This window comes from Streptomyces sp. NPDC058664 (genome assembly GCF_042716635.1).
Classification (GTDB): domain Bacteria; phylum Actinomycetota; class Actinomycetes; order Streptomycetales; family Streptomycetaceae; genus Streptomyces.
Map to the genome: position 1 here is coordinate 70,286 of NZ_JBHXRW010000014.1, position 17,340 is coordinate 87,625.

The following is a 17,340-nucleotide window of genomic DNA, read 5'->3' on the forward strand; positions in this document are numbered from 1 at the left end:
CACCGGACACCGCTTCTTGGGGGCTTGGACCATGGACCCGATCAACCGGGGGCCGGAGGAGTACGGACACGACGCCGAGGGCGACGACGCCCGCCAGGGACGCGGCACGCCCGCACCCGCGCCCGTACCCGCGCGTGCCCGCGTCGTCCGGCTCGTCTCCGGCGACCTGCTCGTCACCGTCAACCCCGTCGACGGCAGCGAGATCGAACCCTGCCCGCCAGGACAGGAACCCGCAGCACCCCGCCCCCGTACCCCCGAGGAGCGCGCCGAGGCCGTCCGCGCCGCCGCCCCGCCCGTCCCGCCGGGACCCGCCGCCCCCGAACTGCCCCTCCTCGAACGCCAGGAGGAGCGCGAGCGCCTCGTCGGCGTCCTCGGCCGCGGCCGCACCGCCCGCCTCACCGGCCCTCCCGGCTCCGGCCGCACCGCCCTCCTCGACGCGGTCGCCGCCGACTGCGACGGGATCGCCCCCGACGGGGTCGTCCGGCTCTCCGGCCACCACCGCACGCCGACCGAACTCCTCCACGAGCTCTTCGCCGCCGTCCGGTACGCCCCGGACCACCGGCCGGGCTGCGACGGGCTCCTCGACCGGCTCCGCGACGTCGGCGCCGTCGTCGTCGTCGACGACCTGGAGTTCGGCGGCGCCGCCCTCGACGAACTCCTCGCCGCCGCCCCCGAGTGCGCCTTCCTCCTCGCCGCGGGACCCGACACCCCCGCCCCCTCCGCCGACGCCCACGTCGAGGAGGTCCACCTCGACGGCCTCGGCCGCGGCGCCGCCCTGAAGCTCCTGGAGAGCGCCGTCGGTCGCACCCTCACCGACGACGAGGCCAACTGGGCCGGCGACCTGTGGTTCGAGTCCGAGGGCCTGCCCCTGCGCTTCGTCCAGGCCGGGGCGCTGCTCCGCCAGCGCGACCGGCTGCGCGTCACCCCGGCCGAGTTCGACGCCTTCGGCGCCCTCGAAGAGGCCTTCGGTCCCACCGACCCCGCCGCGGCCGCGGCCGCCGCCGCGGCGGCCTTCGACGGCATCGACGACCCCGACGTCGAACTGCGCGAGATACCCCTCCCCAGCCTCGGCGAGGGCGCCGCCCCCGCCGCCCTGCTCGCCTCCCGGCTCAGCCGCTCCGCCCAGACCGCGCTGCGTTTCGCCGTCGCCCTCGGCGGCGAGGTCCCGCACCCGGCCCATCTGCCGGCCCTGGTCGGCGACACCCACGCCGACGCCGCCCTCGGCGAGCTCATGGCCTGCGGCCTGCTCTCTCCGGTCGGCCCCCGCTACCGGCTCGCCGCCGGCGTCCTCACGCAGCTCCTCGCCCAGGGGTACGAGACAGAGGGCGCGGAACGCGCCCACACCGTCGCCCAGCACTACGCCTGGTGGACCGCCCACCCCTCCGTCACCCCCGAGCGGGCCGCCGCCGAGTCCGACGCCCTCCTCGCCGCCCTGGCCGTCTGCGTCGGTTCGGGCACCGCCGCCGGAGCCGACGCCGGCGTCACCGCCGAGCACCGCGCCACCGCCGTCCTGCTCGCCCGCGCCGCCGCGCCCGCCTTCGCCGCCGGACTGCACTGGGGCGCCTGGGAGCGCGCCCTGCGCGCCGGGCAGGAGGCCGCCCGGCTCACCGGCGAGGTCGCCGAGGAGGCGTACTTCCACCACGAGCTCGGCGTCCTCGCCCTCTGCACCGGAAACCTGGAGCGGGCCCGCGCCGAGCTGGAGGCCTCCATCGCCATGCGCGGGGTGCTCGCCGACAAGCGCGGCACCGTCGCCGGCCGCCGGGCGCTCGCCCTCGTCGCCGACCTCTCCGGACAGCACGGCACCCCGGCAGGCGCCCGCGCCGAGGAGCCCGTCTCCCCGCCGCGCGGCACCCCCGCCCTACGCGGTCCGGCCGCCCGCCCCGCGCGACCGGAACCCGCCACGGCCCCGCTGCCGGGCGGCCCCGTACGCACGCCCCCGCCGGCCGACGGCGGCGCGGGAAGAACCCCGGCGGCCGCCCCGTTCCCCGGGTTCCCCGACTTCGCCGACAAGGGCCCGACGCTCGTCACACGGCCCGACACCACCCCCGGCGGCCGCCGCCCGAGCCTGAGGGGCGGCATCATCAGCGGGGCCCGCCGCAACCTCGCCGCCGTCGGCGCGGGCGCGCTCCTCGTCGCCGTCCTCGGCACCGTCGTCACCCTCGGCGCCACCTCGGGCAACGGCGAGGACCCGGCCACCGACCGCGTCACCTCCGACAGCACGGCGACCGAGAGCACCACGGACGACGGCGTGGACGGCGAGGAGCAGCCGGCCGAGGACGAGAGCGGCGAGCCGGGCGAGACCGGCGCCCCCACCCACTCCGGCTCACCGAGCCCGTCCGGCTCCGGCAGCACGCGGACCTCGGACCCGTCGAGCCCGGGTGCCACCGGCTCGCCCTCCCCCTCGGACACCCCGACGGAGACGGTCTCTCCCACGGGGACCACGAAGCCGCCGTCGGCTCCCACCACGACGAGCGGGCCGCGTCCGACGATCACCACCCCGGCACCGCCGACCGTCACCACCACCCCGCCGACGACCACCACCAGTCCGACGCCGTCGACCGAGCCGCCCACGACGCCCCCGACCACGCCGCCGACCACCGCTCCGACGACGGCGGACAACCCCAGCAACTCCGCCTCCGCCACCCTCGGCGGCCCGCCCGCCCCCGGCGGCTCCACCGGCGCCGGTACGCCCGCCTGACGGACGTACCGGAGTACGGGGACGGCCCCGGGCGCGTTCACCGCACCCGGGGCCGTCCCCGTACTCCTACGCCGCCGAAGGTCAGAACAGCCGCAGCTTGTCGTCCTCGATGCCCCGCATCGCGTTGTAGTCCAGGACCACGCAGCCGATCCCGCGGTCCGTCGCGAGCACCCGCGCCTGCGGCTTGATCTCCTGCGCCGCGAAGACGCCCTTCACCGGCGCCAGGTGCGGGTCGCGGTTGAGCAGCTCCAGGTAGCGGGTCAGCTGCTCGACGCCGTCGATCTCGCCGCGCCGCTTGATCTCCACCGCGACCGTGCCGCCGTCCGAGTCCCGGCACAGGATGTCCACGGGGCCGATCGCGGTCGGGTACTCGCGGCGGATCAGGGTGTATCCCTCGCCGAGGGTCTCGATGCGGTCGGCGAGGAGCTCCTGGAGGTGCGCCTCGACGCCGTCCTTGATGAGACCGGGGTCCACACCCAGTTCGTGCGAGGAGTCGTGGAGGATCTCCTCCATCGTGATGATCAGTTTCTCGCCCGCTTTGTTGATCACGGTCCAGATGCCGGCCTCACCGTCGGCGCCTTCCTTCAGCGTGCACGGCGGGGACATCCAGTTGAGCGGTTTGTACGCCCGGTCGTCCGCGTGGATGGAGACGCTGCCGTCTGCCTTGATCAGGATCAGACGGGGCGCGGAGGGCAGGTGGGCCGTGAGCCGGCCCGCGTAGTCCACGGAGCAACGGGCAATGACGAGACGCATGGTCGGCAACGCTACAAGACGGGCGCTCTTCCGCGCGATTCGGGCATCGGCCGTGAGCCCCCGATGCATGATCCTGAGCCGAACACCCGTCGTTTATCAGCCGGTTGTATGCCCGATCTCCTGGTGCGGGCAGGACTGCGCGCTTACCGTGGAAGCTGGAGGTCGTCGTCCGTGCACGCTGCGTGGCGGCCGACCCCTTCGCCCTGCCCGCAAGACCCCGCCCGCGGGGTCGCGAGAGGAGAACCCATGTCGCTCGACGTCTCACCGGCACTGTTGGAACAGGCCGAGCGAGGCGAGGTCGACGAAGCCGACTTCGTCGACTGCGTCCGGACCTCCCTGCCCTACGCATGGGAGATGATCAGTTCTCTGGTGGCCCAGCTGAAGGTCGACGGCGGAGAGTTCGCCGACAACCAGACGCCGCCGCCGAATGAGCAGGCACGTGGTCAGCTGCTGCGCGCGCTCGCGAGCGATGCCATTCGTGGTGCGCTGCAGCGGCATTTCGGGGTGCGTCTCGCCTTCCAGAACTGCCACCGGGTGGCGGTGTTCCCGCTGGACCCGTCCGTGGACGAGCGGCTCGCCCGCTTCACGTCCGTACGGGGGCAACTGCTGAACCAGTCGCCTCAACTGCGCGACTGCTGAGACATGGTGCTGCCGCTCCGCATCACGGGAGACGCGATCGATGCGTGCCGACACGCACCGATCGCGTATCGCCGTGTACCACCGCGTATCACCGCGTGAGGATGCCGGAGCGGCGGCGCGGTCCCCGCCATGACAGGTCTCACGGGTCTCCCAGGCTTCACGGACCTCACCGACCTCACACCAGGAGCGGCAGGACCTCCGCGCCGAGCCGCCGGACGTTCTCCTCGGTGGCCGCGAGGTCGCCCGAGCCCTCGGCGAGCAGGGCGAAGCGCGTGATGCCCGTACGCTCCGAGGTCGCCGCGAGCCGGTCCGCCGCCTGCCGGGGCGTGCCCACCGGGTGCAGTCCGCACAGCAGCTCCGTGTACGCCACGGGGTCCCGCATCGCCCGGTGCCGGCCGTCGACCGTCACATGGGCGTCGAGGCCCTGCTTCAGCCAGCCCGGCATCGACTTCACCAGCGCCTCCGCCGCGTCGGCCGCCCGGTCCGCGAGCTGGGCGACGCCCGCCGAGACGTGGCAGGAGCCGATCCGCGTGATCTCGTCCGGGTCCCGCCCGGCCTCCCGCGCGTGCCGCGCCCAGGCCGCGACCATCTCGGCCTTGTCCGCGTCGCCGCAGTGCATGCCGAGGAGCATCGGCAGCCCGCGCTCCGCGGCGAGCCGCACGCTCTTCGGCGACGTGCAGGCCACCACCACCTCGGGGGACGCCTCCCCGCCGATCAGCTCGTCGGGTCGGGGGACCACCGCCACCTCGCGGAAGACGAATCGTTCTCCCTCGGCTCCGACGCGCGGCTCGGTGAGCCAGCGCAGCAGCAGGTCGAGGGATTCGGGGAAGCCGTTCTCGTACGCGCCGAGGCCCGCGCCGAACACCTCCAGATCGACCCAGGGCCCGCCCCGCCCCACCCCCAGGGTGAACCTGCCGCCCGAGGTGAGGTGCAGCAGCGCCGCCTGCTCGCCCAGGGCGACCGGGTGGACGGTCGGCAGCACGCTCACCGCCGTGCCCACCCGCAGCCGCCGTGTGCGGCCGAGCAGCAGCGCGGCCAGTGTCACGGCCGACGGGCAGACCCCGTACGGCACGAAATGGTGCTCGGCCAGCCAGACCGAGTCGAGCCCCGCCTCCTCGGCGACCTCGGCGGTCCGCACCGCCCGGTGCAGAGCCTCGCCCTGTCCCTGGCCCGGGAACTGGGCTGCCAGAACGAACGTACCCACGCGCATCGCCTTCTGCCTCCTTGCGGCCGACGCGTATCTCCCCTCGCACTGGCAACAACGTCTGACACGTGCCAAAGGCAACGGCCGTTCATGAAGTTCTTGCGATTTTCGGCTAAGCCGTCCCGGGCGGGGCCGGGGGCAGCGTGTCGCGGCCCGTAGGCTTGGGAGAACGGTCCGTGTTCCCAGACCCCGTGAGGTGTGCCCGTGTCCCCGCGCCACAACCGTTCCCGAGGCGGCGAGAAGCTCGAACAGCAACAGGGCGACCACACCGACCGGTACGGCGGCGTGCAGCGCACCGAGAGCTGGCAGGGCGAGGAGTGGTACGTCCGCCTCGTCGCCGGGGCGAGCGCGCCCGGCAAGCGCTACCGCTGCCCCGGTTGCGACCAGGAGATCCCCGGCGGCGCCCCGCACGTGGTCGCCTGGCCCGAGTACGGCGGTGTGGACGACCGGCGCCACTGGCACAAGGCCTGCTGGAACGCGAAGGACCGCCGCACCAGCAGGGTGCAGCGGTCCCGTAACGCGCCGAAGTACTGAGCCGTCCGCCGGCGCTACACGTCCCGGCTGTTCAACAGGGCGTACGCGCCGGCGAACGCGACCCCCGCGATCCCCGTCACGATCAGCAGCGGCTCCCAGCCCGCCGGGCCGCTCCCGCCGAACGGCGGCTCGGTGGCGTACAGCGCGATCATCTGCGCCGGGATGGCATAGGTGAAGAGCCACTCCTGTACGGACCTGAGCGCCTCGGAGAACATGAAGAGGGCCGCCACCAGCGGGAGCAGCAGCAGACCGATCATCACCGTGATCGCCCCCGCCGAGTGCCGGATCAGCGTCCCGAGCGCCAGCGACAGCAGCCCCAGCATCGCCAGATAGCCGCCCGCTCCGACCGTCGCCCGCAGCCACTCGGCCGCCGTCGGCTCCGCCGCGTCCACGATGGCGACCTGTGCCGCCGCCACGACGCCGGCGACCACGGTGGTGACCGAGAAGACGAGCAGGAAGAAGACGATCGCCTTCGCCGTGAGCACCCGGGCCCGGCTGGGGCAGGCCGTCAGGGTCGTACGGATCATGCCGGTGCCGTACTCGGAGGCGATCGTGAGCACTCCGAGCGTGATCACGCAGATCGAGGCCGGCAGCATCCCGAAGAAGCCGAAGGCGAGCGCGGACTCGTCGCCCATCGGGGCCTCGGAGGCCGCGGCGATCGCCGCCACCCCCACGCCGATGGCCAGCATCAGCAGGACCATGACCCCGAGCGTCCACAGCGTCGAACGCACCGAGCGGATCTTCGTCCACTCGGAGGCGAGGGCGTCGCCGAGATGCGCCCTGCGGACCGGGATGGGGGAGACGTAGGAGTGCGGCGCCGGAGCGTGGTGCGGGGCGGGGGCGGTCATCGGGCGTCCTTGGTGGTGTCGCTCGGCCGGGGGGCGGTCGGCTGGGGGGTGTCCGGCCGCGCGTCGGCCGGAGGGGCGTACGGGCCCGGCACGGGCGGCTGCCCGGGCGCCCCGGCGTACGGGTTCTGCCCGGGCGGTGGCGGGGCGTACCAGCCCTGCTGCGGCACGTCCTGGACCACCGGCTGCTGCGGCGGCGTCCCGTACCCCGGCCGGCCCGGCTGCTGCGGCGGCTGGAGGTGCGCGAGCCGGTCGTCGCTGGAGCGGTAGTCCACGGCGCCCTGCGTCAGACGCATGTACGCCTCTTCGAGAGAGGCCTGGTGCGGGGACAGCTCCCAGAGCCGCACGTCCGCGTCGTGCGCCAGGTCGCTGATCCTCGGCAGCGGCAGACCGGTCACCCGCAGCGCGCCGTCCGGCTCCGACAGCACCTGGCCGCCGGCCTCCATCAGCGCCGCCGTCAGCTTCTCCCGCTGCCCCGGCTCGGTCCCCGGGGTCCGCACCCGGGCGAAGTCGGCGGAGTTCGCCGAGATGAAGGCCGTGACGCTCATGTCCGCGAGCAGCTGTCCCCGGCCGATCACGATCAGATGGTCGGCGGTGAGCGCCATCTCGCTCATGAGGTGACTGGAGACGAAGACCGTCCGCCCCTCGGCGGCCAGCTTCTTCATCAGGTTCCTGACCCAGAGGATGCCCTCCGGGTCCAGACCGTTGACGGGCTCGTCGAAGAGCAGCACCTGCGGGTCGCCCAGGAGCGCCGCCGCGATGCCGAGCCGCTGGCCCATGCCGAGAGAGAAGCCCTTGGAGCGGCGCTTGGCCACGTCCTGGAGGCCGACCACGCCGAGGACCTCGTCGACCCGCTGCGCCGGGATGCCGGCGAGCTGCGCGAGCGAAAGGAGGTGGCTGCGCGCGCTCCGCCCGCCGTGCACGGCCTTGGCGTCGAGGAGGGCGCCGACCTGCCGGGGCGCGTTCGGCAGCTGCCGGAAGGGGTGGCCGCCGATCGTGACGTGTCCCGCGGTGGGCCGGTCGAGCCCCAGGATCATGCGCATGGTGGTCGACTTGCCCGACCCGTTGGGTCCCAGGAACCCGGTGACGACACCGGGCCGCACCTGGAAGGAAAGGTTGTACACGGCCGTCTTGGCGCCGTAGCGCTTCGTCAGGCCGACTGCCTCGATCATTCGTCCAGCCCCATCGACAGGTCGGTCGCATCCATCTCGGGGCGTGGCGGCCGTCGGCCGGAGCCCCCCGTATGAGCTAGGAGCTTATCCAGCCATTGACGGTTCCGGTGAAGCGGACGAGAACCTCCGAGGGAATCCCTGGTCGCCCCCTACGGGTCAGGCGTCCCGCTTCTTCAGCACCAGATAGCCGCCGAGCAGCGCGGCCGCCACCCACAGCACCATGATCCCGAGCCCGCCCCACGGGCCGTACGGGGCCTCCTCCGAGTTCATGGCGCCCGGGACGACCTGCATGATCTTCGAGCCGGCCTGGTCCGGGAAGTACTGGGCCACCTCCTTGGCCTTCGGTACGGCCGAGAGGATGTTCGAGACCAGGAGGAGGAACGGCACCAGGATGCCGAGCGACAGGATCGACGAGCGCAGCATCGCCGCCACACCCATGGAGAACAGGGCGATCAGACCCATGTAGAGCCCGGCGCCGAACACCGCGCGCAGCACGTTGTCGTCACTGATCGAGGCACTGTGCTCGCCGAGCAGCGCCTGCGCCAGGAAGAAGGTGAGGAAGCTCGTCGCGAGCCCCACCAGGAGGGCGAGCCCGCCCGCGACCGCGATCTTCGAGAAGAGGAAGGTCGCCCGCTGCGGCACGGCCGCCAGCGAGGTGCGGATCATGCCCGAGGAGTACTCGCTCCCCACCACCAGGACACCGAAGACCACCATCGCCAGCTGTCCGAGGACCATCCCGGAGAAGCTGATCAGGGTCGGGTCGAAGGTGAGCCGCTCCGCCTCGCTCAGATCGCCGAAGGTGGAGCCCACCAGGGCGCTCAGCCCCGCGCCCATCGCCACCGTGACGAGGAAGGCGCTCGCCAGCGTCCAGACGGTCGACGACACCGTCCGGATCTTGGTCCACTCGGACTGCAGGACCGCGGATGCCGCTGCCATCGTTCAGGCTCCCTTGGTGGTCGAGCCCCACTGGGGGCCGGGCGCCGGCGCGCCACCGTGTACGTCCGTACCGTGCGCGTGGTACTCCACCGCACCGGCCGTCATCTGCATGAAGGCCTCTTCGAGCGAGGCGCGCTGGGAGCTCAGCTCGTGCAGGACGAGCCCGCTCTCCGCGGCCAGCTCGCCCAGCTTCTCGGTCGTCGCCCCGTCCACCTCGAGGGTGCCGTTGCCCGCCTCGACCGCGGTGAACCCGTTGGCGTGCAGCACGTCCCTGAGCCGCTCCTGCTGCGGCGAACGCAGCCGGACATAACTCCGGGAATTCTGCTGGATGAAATCCGCCATCGACGTGTCGGCCAGCAGCTTTCCCTGCCCGATCACGATCAGGTGATCGGCCGTCAGCGCCATTTCACTCATCAGATGACTGGAAACGAAGATCGTCCGGCCCTCGGCCGCCAACGCCTTCATCAGATTGCGGATCCAGTGAATTCCCTCGGGATCCAGGCCGTTGACGGGCTCGTCGAACATCAGGATCTCGGGATCGCCGAGCAGCGCGGACGCGATGCCGAGCCGCTGTCCCATGCCGAGGGAGAAACCCTTCGACTTCTTCCTCGCGACCGGCGTCAGACCCACCAGGCCGAGCACCTCGTCCACCCGGCGCTCCGGGATGCGGTTCGACTGCGCGAGGCACAGCAGGTTGTTGTACGCCGACCGGCCGCCGTTCATCGCCTTGGCGTCGAGCAGTGCCCCGATGTACTTCAGCGGCTCGTCGAGCTCCCGGTAGTGCTTGCCGTCGATCCGGACCGTCCCGCTCGTCGGGTTGTCCAGACCGAGGACCATGCGCATCGTCGTCGACTTGCCCGCCCCGTTCGGCCCGAGGAAGCCGGTGACCACGCCAGGACGCACCTGGAAGGACAGCTCGTCGACCGCGGTCTTCGCCCCGTAACGCTTGGTCAGGCCCTCAAGCTCGATCATGCGTCCCAACCTACGGGCGCGCAAAACCCCCCGCCACCGGAATGGCGAGGGGTTCGGGCAACGCTACCCAGTTGTTACCGGGAGCGCATCAGCGGGACTGCTGGGCCGGGACACCGGCCGGGCGCTCGTCGTCGATCGGCGAGCCGGCCGCCGCCACCGCGGCACCGGTCAGCGTCGCCAGCATCTCGCGGACGTTGGTCAGCTGGGCGTTGATCGAGTCGCGGCGGTTCGTCAGGGCCGCGAGCTCGCGCTCCGACTCCGAACGGATCCGGTCGGCCTTCGCGTTCGCGTCGGCCACGATGTCCTCGGCCTGGCGCTGCGCGGTCTCCACCGTCTGACGGGCCCGGCGCTCCGCGTCCGTCCGCAGCTTCTCGGCCTCCAGGCGGAGCTGCTCGGCGCGGTGCTCGATCTCCGCGAGGCGCTTCTCGGCCTTGGCCTGACGCGAGGCCAGGTCACGCTCCGACTGCTCGCGGCGCTTCGCCAGGTTGGTCTCGAAGTCCGCGGCGGCCTGGGCGGCCTTGGCGCGGGTCTCCTCGAAGAGGGCGTCCGCCTCCTCGCGCTTCGACTGCGCGTCCTTCTGCGCCTCGGCACGCAGCGAGTTCGCCTCGCCCTGCGCCTTCTCGACGATCCGTACGCCCTCGTCCTCGGCCTTCGACTTGCGCTCGGCCGCGAACGACTCCGCGTCGTTGCGCACCTGCTGGGCGGCCGACTCGGCCAGCTCGCGGTGCTGCTCGGAGGCGCGACGGGCCTCCTCACGCAGGTCCTTCGCCTCCTCCTCGGCGAGCCGCAGGATCTTCTCGACCCGGGCACCGAGCCCCGCGTACGACGGCTCGGCGTCGGTGACCTGCGCCTGGGCGTTCTGCGTCTCGAGGTGGAGCTCCTCGATGCGCTTCTCCAGGGAGGTGATACGGGACAGGGCACTGTCACGGTCGGACACGAGCTTGGTAATGCGGTCGTCCACCTGACCGCGGTCGTAACCGCGCCGCACGAGCTCGAAGCCGAAGGGGGAGGATGTGTCGCTCATGGGTTTCCTGTCGAATGAGACCGGTGAGGTGTTAGAGGGAATCCTAGGGGCCGAAGCGGCGTGTCATCGAGCGTATGCCCTTTTGATCTGGAGAATGTCCAGCCTTTTGAGTGGCTAGCCGTCCTGGGGCTTGCCACTCGAACGAGTGGACCCCGCCGACGCACCCGCCTTGGCACCCACCGCCCCCGCGGACTTCGACCCGGAGGCCGGGGTCTCGAAAGACTCCAACGCCTCCAGCACGTCCTGGACACGGGAGATCTCGGTATTGATGTCCTTGCGGCGGCGCACGAGAACCTCCAGTTCGCGCTTGCCCTCCTCGATCGTCGCCTCGGCCTCGGCCTGGGCCTCCGCCCTGATCCGCTCGGCCTCCGCCTTGATCCCCTCGGCCTCCGCGACCAGCGAGGCCTTCTTCTGCTCGGCCTCCTTGAGGAGCGCCTCCGCCTTGCGGACCGCGGCGATACGGACCTTGCTCGCCTCCGAACTCGCCTCGGAGACCAGCTCCTTCGCCTTCTCCTCGGCCTCGGCGCGCTGCTCCGTCGCGGCCTTCACCAGGTTGTCGACGCGCTCGCCCGCCGTCTTCATCTGCTCGGCGCTCTCGCGGCGCGCCCGCTCGTGCAGCTCCTCGATCTCGCCCTCGACCCGGCTGCGCAGCTCCTCGGCCCGGTCCCGTATGGCCGTCGCGTCGCCGCGCGCCCCGACGAGGAGCTCGTCCGCGTCCGTACGGGCCTTCTCGACCAGCGAGTTGCCCTCGACGGTCGCCTCGGCGACGATCCGCTCGGCCTCCTTGCGGGCCGCGCCGACCATCGTGTCCGCCTGCGTCTCGGCCTCGGTGGTGGCGCGCAGCGCCTCCTCCTGGGCCTTGGCGATGAGCTGGTCCGCCTGCTCGGCCGCGTCCGAACGCTTCCGGGCCCCGGCCTCCCGCGCCTCGTCGAGGACGCGGTCCGCCTCCTCGCGGGCCTCCGACCGCATCTGCTCGGCCGCCGCCTCGGCGTCCGCCCGCAGCCGCTCCGACTCGGTACGGATCCGCTCGGCGTCCTGGCGCGCGGAACCCACCGTCGACTCGGCCTCGGCGCGCGCGTCCGCCGTGACGGCGTCGGCGAGCTCGCCCGCCTCACGGGTGACCCGCTCGGCCTCCGCGTTCGCCTCACGGGTGACGCGCTCCGCCTCCGCGTTCGCCTCGGCGGTGAGCCGCTCGGCCTGGTTCGTCGCCTCCGCGAGGAGTGCGTCGGCCTGCTCGGCGGCGTCCGAGCGTCGCTTGTCGGCGGCCCTGCGGGCCTCGTCGAGGACCTGCTCGCCGTCCGCCAGGGCCGCCGCACGCAGTGCCTGCGCGTGCGCCTCCCCGTCGATCTTGACCTGTTCGGCCTCGGTACGCAGGCGCAGGGCGTCCTGCTCCGTGGTCTCCATGAGCTCTATGGCCTCGGCGGTGAGCCGCTCGGCCTGGTTCGTCGCCTCCGCGAGGAGTGCGTCGGCCTGCTCGGCGGCGTCCGAGCGTCGCTTGTCGGCGGCCCTGCGGGCCTCGTCGAGGACCTGCTCGCCGTCCGCCAGGGCCGCCGCACGCAGCGCCTCCGCGTGCGCCTCCCCGTCGGCCTTGACCTGTTCGGCCTCGGTACGCAGGCGCAGGGCGTCCTGCTCCGTGGTCTCCATGAGCTCTATGGCCTCGGCGGTGAGCCGCTCGGCCTGGTTCGTCGCCTCCGCGAGGAGTGCGTCGGCCTGCTCGGCGGCGTCCGAGCGCCGCTTGTCCGCCGACTGACGGGCCTCGTCGAGGACCCGCTCCGCCTCGGCGGCGATCCGCTCCGCCTCCGTACGCGCCTCGCCGACCACCGACTCGGCACGCTCGGCGGCCTCCGAACGGATCCGGTTCGCGTCCTCCCGGGCGTCCGCCCGGGTACGGGCCGCGTCCTGCTCGGCCGAGGCGAGTGAATCCGTCACCTCGGTCCGTACCCGCTGCGCGTACTCGGCGGTGTCCGCCCGCAGCTTCTCCGCCTCGGCGATCGCGTCCGTGACGGTCCGCTCGGCCAGCGCCTTCGCGGCCTCCGTCTCCTCCTGGGCGCGCGCCCGGACCCGGCCGGCGTCCTCGGTCGCCCGCTCCCGCTCCTCGTGCGCGTCGGCGCGGACCCGGTCCGCCTCCTCCTGCGCCTCGGTACGCGTCCGCTCGGCCGCGTGCTCGGCGGCGCTGCGCAGCCCGGCGATCTCCTCCTCGGCCTGCTCCCGCAGGCCCGCCACCGAGTCCCGTACCTCCTGGGCGGTGTGCTCGGCCGCAGTGACCATGTCGGTCGCCCGCGCGTCCGCCTCCTCGACCAGGCGCTGCGCCTCGACCTGCGCGTCCTCCACCCGCTTGCGGGCGGCGGCGAGCAGCTCCTCGGACTGCGCACGGGCGTGCTCGCGCTCCCGGCCGGCCTCGGACCGGGCCGACTCGAGCGTCTCCTCGGCCTCCCGGCGGCGCCGGACGGCCTCCTCCTGCGCGGCGGCCAGGGCCTCGGCGGCCTCGGCGGCGACCCGCTCCGCGGCGGCGGCGGCCTCGGCCCGTACCCGGTCGGCGGTCTCCTGGGCCTCCGACCGCAGCCGCTCGGCCTCCCCGGCGGCCTCCGTGCGCAGCCGTACCGCCGCGCTCTCCGCCTCCGTACGCGTGGTCGACGCGTCCGACGAGGCCTCGGCGCGCAGCCGCTCGGCCTCCTGCTCGGCCTGCTCCTGGAGCGTACGGATGCGCTCGGCGGCCTCGGCCCGCAGCCGCTCCGTCTCCTCGGCGGCCTCGCGGCGGATCCGCTCGCTCTCGGCACGCGCGTCGGTGAGCTCCTCCCCGGCCGCCGCCACCTTCGCCTCGGCGTCGGTGTGCAGCCGGGTCAGCTCCTCCGCGGCCTCCGCGCGGCGCGCCTCGGCGGCCCGCTCGGCGTCCGCGCGCAGCCCGGCGGCGGCCTTCTCGGCCGCGTCCCTGACCGACTCGGCCTGCTCCTCGGCCTCGGCGCGCAGCCGCTCCGCCTCGGCGCGGGTGCGCTCCAGGGTCTCCTCGGCCTGCGCCCGGAGCGTCTGGGCGCGCTCCATGGCCTCCGACTTGACCCGCTCGCTCTCGGCACCGGCCTTGGCGCGCAGCCCGTCGGCGTCCGTACGCGCCTTGGTCAGGAGCTCCTCGGCGGTCTTCGCCGCCTCCTCGATCTGCTGGACGGCCTCACGGCGGGCCTCGCCGCGGATCCGCTCGCCCTCGTCGACGGCCTCGGCGCGCAGCTGCTCGGCCTCGCCGCGCAGCCGCCGCGCCTCCTCCTGGAGCTCGACGGTCTTGGCGCGGTACTCCTTGGTGTCGTCCTTCGCCGAGCCGAGCAGCTCGTCGGCCTGCTCCTCGGCCTGCGAACGCAGCCGGTCGGCCTCGGTCTCGGCCTCGCGGCGGACCCGCTCGGCCGCCTCCGCGGCCTTGCGGGTGGTCTCCCGGGCGTCCTCGGACGCCTTGGTGAGGATCTCCTCGGCGTTCCGCGCGGCCTTGGCGAGCGCGGCAGCGGAGTCCTCGGCGGCGGCCGTACGGGCCTTCTCCGAGGCCTCCGCGACGAGCTTCTCCGCCTGCTCGGTCGCCTCGCGCAGCTTCTCCTCGGCCTCCGCCTTGAGGGCCTCGGCGTCCTTGGTGGCCTCGCCGACGAGCCGGGCGATCTCCGTCTTCGCGGTGCGGGTGCGCTGCTCGTTGACCGACTCGGCGGAGGCGAGCTGCCGGGCGGCGGCGTCCTTGGCCTCGGCGAGGGCCTTCTCGGCCTCGGCGCGGGCCAGCCGGAGCTTCTCCTCGGCCTCCTGCATGCGCTGCTCGGCGGCGCGGGAGAGCTCGGTGGCCTGCCGACGGGCCTGGTCGGTCTCGGCGGTGGTGGCGGAGCGGAGCTGCTCGGCGTGGCTGGTGGCCTCCTGCGCCTGGCTGGAGGCGGCGCTGAGGAGCCGCTCGGCGTCCTTGCGGGCGCGCAGCAGAATCGCTTCGGCCTCGGCGCGGGCCGCTTCGGCCTCGGCGCCGACCCGGCGGCTGGTCTCCTCGGCGAGCCGGGTGGCCTCGGCGCGGGCGGCGGCGAGCGACTGCTCGGCCTCCGCGCGGGACTCCTCCATCAGGCGGCGGGCCTGGGACTCCGTACGGGCGCGGAGCTGCTCGGCCCAGGCGACGTTCTCGTTGACGTGCGCCTCGACGGTCTGCCGGCGCTCGTTCAGCTCCTGGTCCAGCTGCTGGCGCCGCTGGACGGCCTCGTTGTGCAGCTCGGCCTGGAGCCTGGCCTGGTGCTCGGCGTGCTCCTGGAGGATGCGCTGCGTCTGGGCCCGGGCCTCGCGCAGCTCGCGCTCGGCGTCCTGGCGCAGCTGCTCGGCCTGCGCCTGCGCGTTCCGCAGCAGCTGCTCGGCCTGGTAGCCGATGTCGGCGCTGTCGTACGCGGGCCTGGACGCGATGGTGCGGCGCGCCTCGTGGAGCTTGGCGCGCAAGACCTCGACCTGGTAACCGAGGTCCTCGGCGTGCTGGACGGCCTTCTCGCGCTCGGTCTTCAGCCGGTCCATCTCGGCTTCGAACCTGGCGAGATGGTCGTCTTCAGCTCGGTGGCTCTCCTGGCGTTCGTAGCCCCGCACTGCGCGGTCCATCCGTCCCCTGGTCGCAACACTCCTACGAGCACCGCCCTCACGGCCGAGGACGGACCCCCGGGGAATCGTGGCAGATCGGACGACCCCGACATCCCGACTTCGATGCCGCGCGGAGCGGCCCCGACCGGCCCCGGCCCGGAGCCGCCCACTCTACCGGGCCAGGAATCCGGAGGTCAGTGCTCCGCTGAGGAGTGGTCAGCGGACGGCTTGGCCGAGGTGACCAGTTCCGTGAGCACCCCGTGGCAGTCCTTGGGGTGGAGGAAGGTGATCCGGGAGCCCATCGAGCCGATCCGGGGCTCGTCGTAGAGGACCCGCACGCCCTTGGAACGGATGTCCTCGGCGTCGCCGTCGACGTCCGCCGTACCGAAGGCGATGTGGTGCACGCCCTCGCCGTTCTTGGCGAGCCACTTGCCCACCGCCGAGTCCTCCCTCGTCGGCTCCAGGAGCTGGAGGTACGAGGCCCCGCCGTCCGAGGTGTCGTTGATCTTGAGCATGGCCTCGCGGACGCCCTGCTCCTCGTTGACCTCGGAGTGGAAGACCTCGAAACCGTACGTCGCACGGTAGAACTCGACAGTCTTGTCCAGGTCGAAACAGGCGATCCCGATGTGGTCGATACGCGTCAGCATGGCTCCAGTGCAACGCCGGAGCGCCGGTTACGCAACGTGCGCGCCGTCACACCGTCCGGCCGATGACCGGGCGCGCCGGGCCTCAGTACATTGGCGGTAAACCCTCGTTCACTTCTCATCCCTAGGGGCCGTGCCTCATGTCTGGAACGACCGGTACCACCTCAGTGATCGTCGCGGGCGCCCGCACGCCCATGGGTCGCCTGCTCGGTTCGCTCAAGTCCTTCTCGGGCGCGGACCTCGGCGGCTTCGCCATCAAGGCGGCCCTCGACCGGGCCGGCATCGACGGCCGCCAGGTCCAGTACGTGATCATGGGCCAGGTGCTCCAGGCGGGCGCCGGACAGATCCCCGCCCGCCAGGCCGCCGTCAAGGCCGGCATCCCCATGAACGTCCCCGCGCTCACCATCAACAAGGTGTGTCTGTCGGGTCTCGACGCCATCGCGCTCGCCGACCAGCTGATCCGCGCGGGTGAGTTCGACGTCGTCGTCGCCGGCGGCCAGGAGTCGATGACCAACGCCCCGCACCTGCTCCCGAAGTCCCGCGAGGGCTTCAAGTACGGCGCCATCGAGATGCTCGACGCCATGGCGTACGACGGCCTCACCGACGCCTTCGAGAACATCGCCATGGGCGAGTCCACCGAGAAGCACAACACCCGCCTGGGCATCAAGCGCCCCGAGCAGGACGAGATCGCCGCCCTCTCGCACCAGCGCGCCGCCGCCGCCCAGAAGAACGGCATCTTCGAGGCCGAGATCACCCCGGTCGAGATCCCGCAGCGCAAGGGCGATCCGGTCGTCTTCGCCAAGGACGAGGGCATCCGCGCGGAGACCACCGCCGAGTCCCTCGGCAAGCTCCGCCCGGCCTTCGCCAAGGACGGCACCATCACCGCCGGCACCTCCTCGCAGATCTCCGACGGCGCCGCCGCAGTCGTCGTCATGAGCAAGGCCAAGGCCGAGGAGCTCGGCCTGGAGTGGATCGCCGAGATCGGCGCCCACGGCAACGTGGCGGGACCGGACAACTCGCTCCAGTCGCAGCCGTCCAACGCCATCCAGCACGCCCTGAAGAAGGAGGGCCTGACCGTCGACGACCTCGACCTCATCGAGATCAACGAGGCCTTCGCCGCGGTCGCCGTCCAGTCAATGAAGGACCTCGGCGTTACCCCCGAGAAGGTGAACGTCAACGGCGGCGCCATCGCCCTCGGCCACCCGATCGGCATGTCCGGCGCCCGCGTCGTGCTCCACCTGGCCCTGGAGCTCAAGCGACGCGGCGGCGGCATCGGCGCCGCGGCCCTCTGCGGCGGCGGCGGTCAGGGCGACGCGCTGATCGTGCGCGTCCCCGGCAACGGCAAGTAAGACACCT

13 protein-coding genes are annotated in these 17,340 nt (G+C 73.0%); 4 read left to right on the forward strand and 9 right to left on the reverse strand.

The features are described 5' to 3' along the window. Positions 1-31: 31 nt before the first annotated feature. On the forward strand, positions 32-2,698 hold the full coding sequence (locus tag ACFWUY_RS14105; protein WP_384107000.1) for an ATP-binding protein: 2,667 nt from the start codon (positions 32-34) through the stop codon (positions 2,696-2,698). Positions 2,699-2,779: 81 nt separating this feature from the next. Here ACFWUY_RS14105 and nucS read toward each other — a convergent pair whose 3' ends face one another. Then, the gene (gene nucS / locus ACFWUY_RS14110; protein ID WP_384107001.1) at positions 2,780-3,451 is read right to left on the reverse strand and encodes an endonuclease NucS; all 672 of its coding nucleotides are present in this window, start codon (positions 3,449-3,451) and stop codon (positions 2,780-2,782) included. A 246-nt stretch (positions 3,452-3,697) separates the two neighbouring features. Between nucS and ACFWUY_RS14115 the strand changes: the two genes are divergently transcribed. Next, a complete protein-coding gene (locus tag ACFWUY_RS14115; protein WP_384107003.1) occupies positions 3,698-4,090 on the forward strand; it encodes an SCO5389 family protein in 393 nt (130 codons plus the stop codon). Between the two features lie 175 nt (positions 4,091-4,265). Here the strand turns inward: ACFWUY_RS14115 and ACFWUY_RS14120 are convergent, their stop codons facing one another. Continuing rightward, positions 4,266-5,300, reverse strand: a complete 1,035-nt coding sequence (locus tag ACFWUY_RS14120; RefSeq protein WP_384107005.1) for an LLM class flavin-dependent oxidoreductase — start codon at positions 5,298-5,300, stop codon at positions 4,266-4,268. A gap of 198 nt (positions 5,301-5,498) precedes the next feature. Between ACFWUY_RS14120 and ACFWUY_RS14125 the strand changes: the two genes are divergently transcribed. Continuing rightward, positions 5,499-5,828, forward strand: a complete 330-nt coding sequence (locus tag ACFWUY_RS14125) for an ATP/GTP-binding protein (protein ID WP_384107007.1) — start codon at positions 5,499-5,501, stop codon at positions 5,826-5,828. Positions 5,829-5,842: 14 nt separating this feature from the next. On the opposite strand, the gene ACFWUY_RS14130 is transcribed toward ACFWUY_RS14125, so the two are convergent. From ACFWUY_RS14130 to mce, 7 genes are all read right to left on the reverse strand, one after another. Continuing rightward, positions 5,843-6,676 carry an ABC transporter permease gene (locus ACFWUY_RS14130; protein WP_384107009.1) on the reverse strand — a complete coding sequence of 278 codons (834 nt, stop codon included), beginning with the start codon at positions 6,674-6,676 and terminating at the stop codon, positions 5,843-5,845. Further along, a complete protein-coding gene (locus ACFWUY_RS14135; protein WP_384107011.1) occupies positions 6,673-7,845 on the reverse strand; it encodes an ABC transporter ATP-binding protein in 1,173 nt (390 codons plus the stop codon). The genes ACFWUY_RS14130 and ACFWUY_RS14135 overlap by 4 nt, the downstream gene beginning before the upstream one ends. Before the next feature lie 156 nt (positions 7,846-8,001). Beyond that, the gene (locus ACFWUY_RS14140) at positions 8,002-8,781 is read right to left on the reverse strand and encodes an ABC transporter permease (protein ID WP_384107013.1); all 780 of its coding nucleotides are present in this window, start codon (positions 8,779-8,781) and stop codon (positions 8,002-8,004) included. A gap of 3 nt (positions 8,782-8,784) precedes the next feature. Then, a complete protein-coding gene (locus ACFWUY_RS14145; protein WP_384107015.1) occupies positions 8,785-9,753 on the reverse strand; it encodes an ABC transporter ATP-binding protein in 969 nt (322 codons plus the stop codon). Positions 9,754-9,841: 88 nt separating this feature from the next. Next, positions 9,842-10,777 carry a cellulose-binding protein gene (locus ACFWUY_RS14150; RefSeq protein WP_384107017.1) on the reverse strand — a complete coding sequence of 312 codons (936 nt, stop codon included), beginning with the start codon at positions 10,775-10,777 and terminating at the stop codon, positions 9,842-9,844. Positions 10,778-10,891: 114 nt separating this feature from the next. After that, positions 10,892-15,349 carry a polarized growth protein Scy gene (gene scy, locus ACFWUY_RS14155; protein ID WP_384107129.1) on the reverse strand — a complete coding sequence of 1,486 codons (4,458 nt, stop codon included), beginning with the start codon at positions 15,347-15,349 and terminating at the stop codon, positions 10,892-10,894. Positions 15,350-15,534: 185 nt separating this feature from the next. Further along, positions 15,535-15,987, reverse strand: a complete 453-nt coding sequence (gene mce, locus ACFWUY_RS14160) for a methylmalonyl-CoA epimerase (RefSeq protein WP_384107020.1) — start codon at positions 15,985-15,987, stop codon at positions 15,535-15,537. A gap of 137 nt (positions 15,988-16,124) precedes the next feature. Here mce and ACFWUY_RS14165 point away from each other — a divergent pair, with 137 nt between their 5' ends. After that, positions 16,125-17,333, forward strand: coding sequence for an acetyl-CoA C-acetyltransferase (locus ACFWUY_RS14165; RefSeq protein WP_384107023.1), 1,209 nt, complete (start codon positions 16,125-16,127; stop codon positions 17,331-17,333). Positions 17,334-17,340 lie beyond the last annotated feature (7 nt).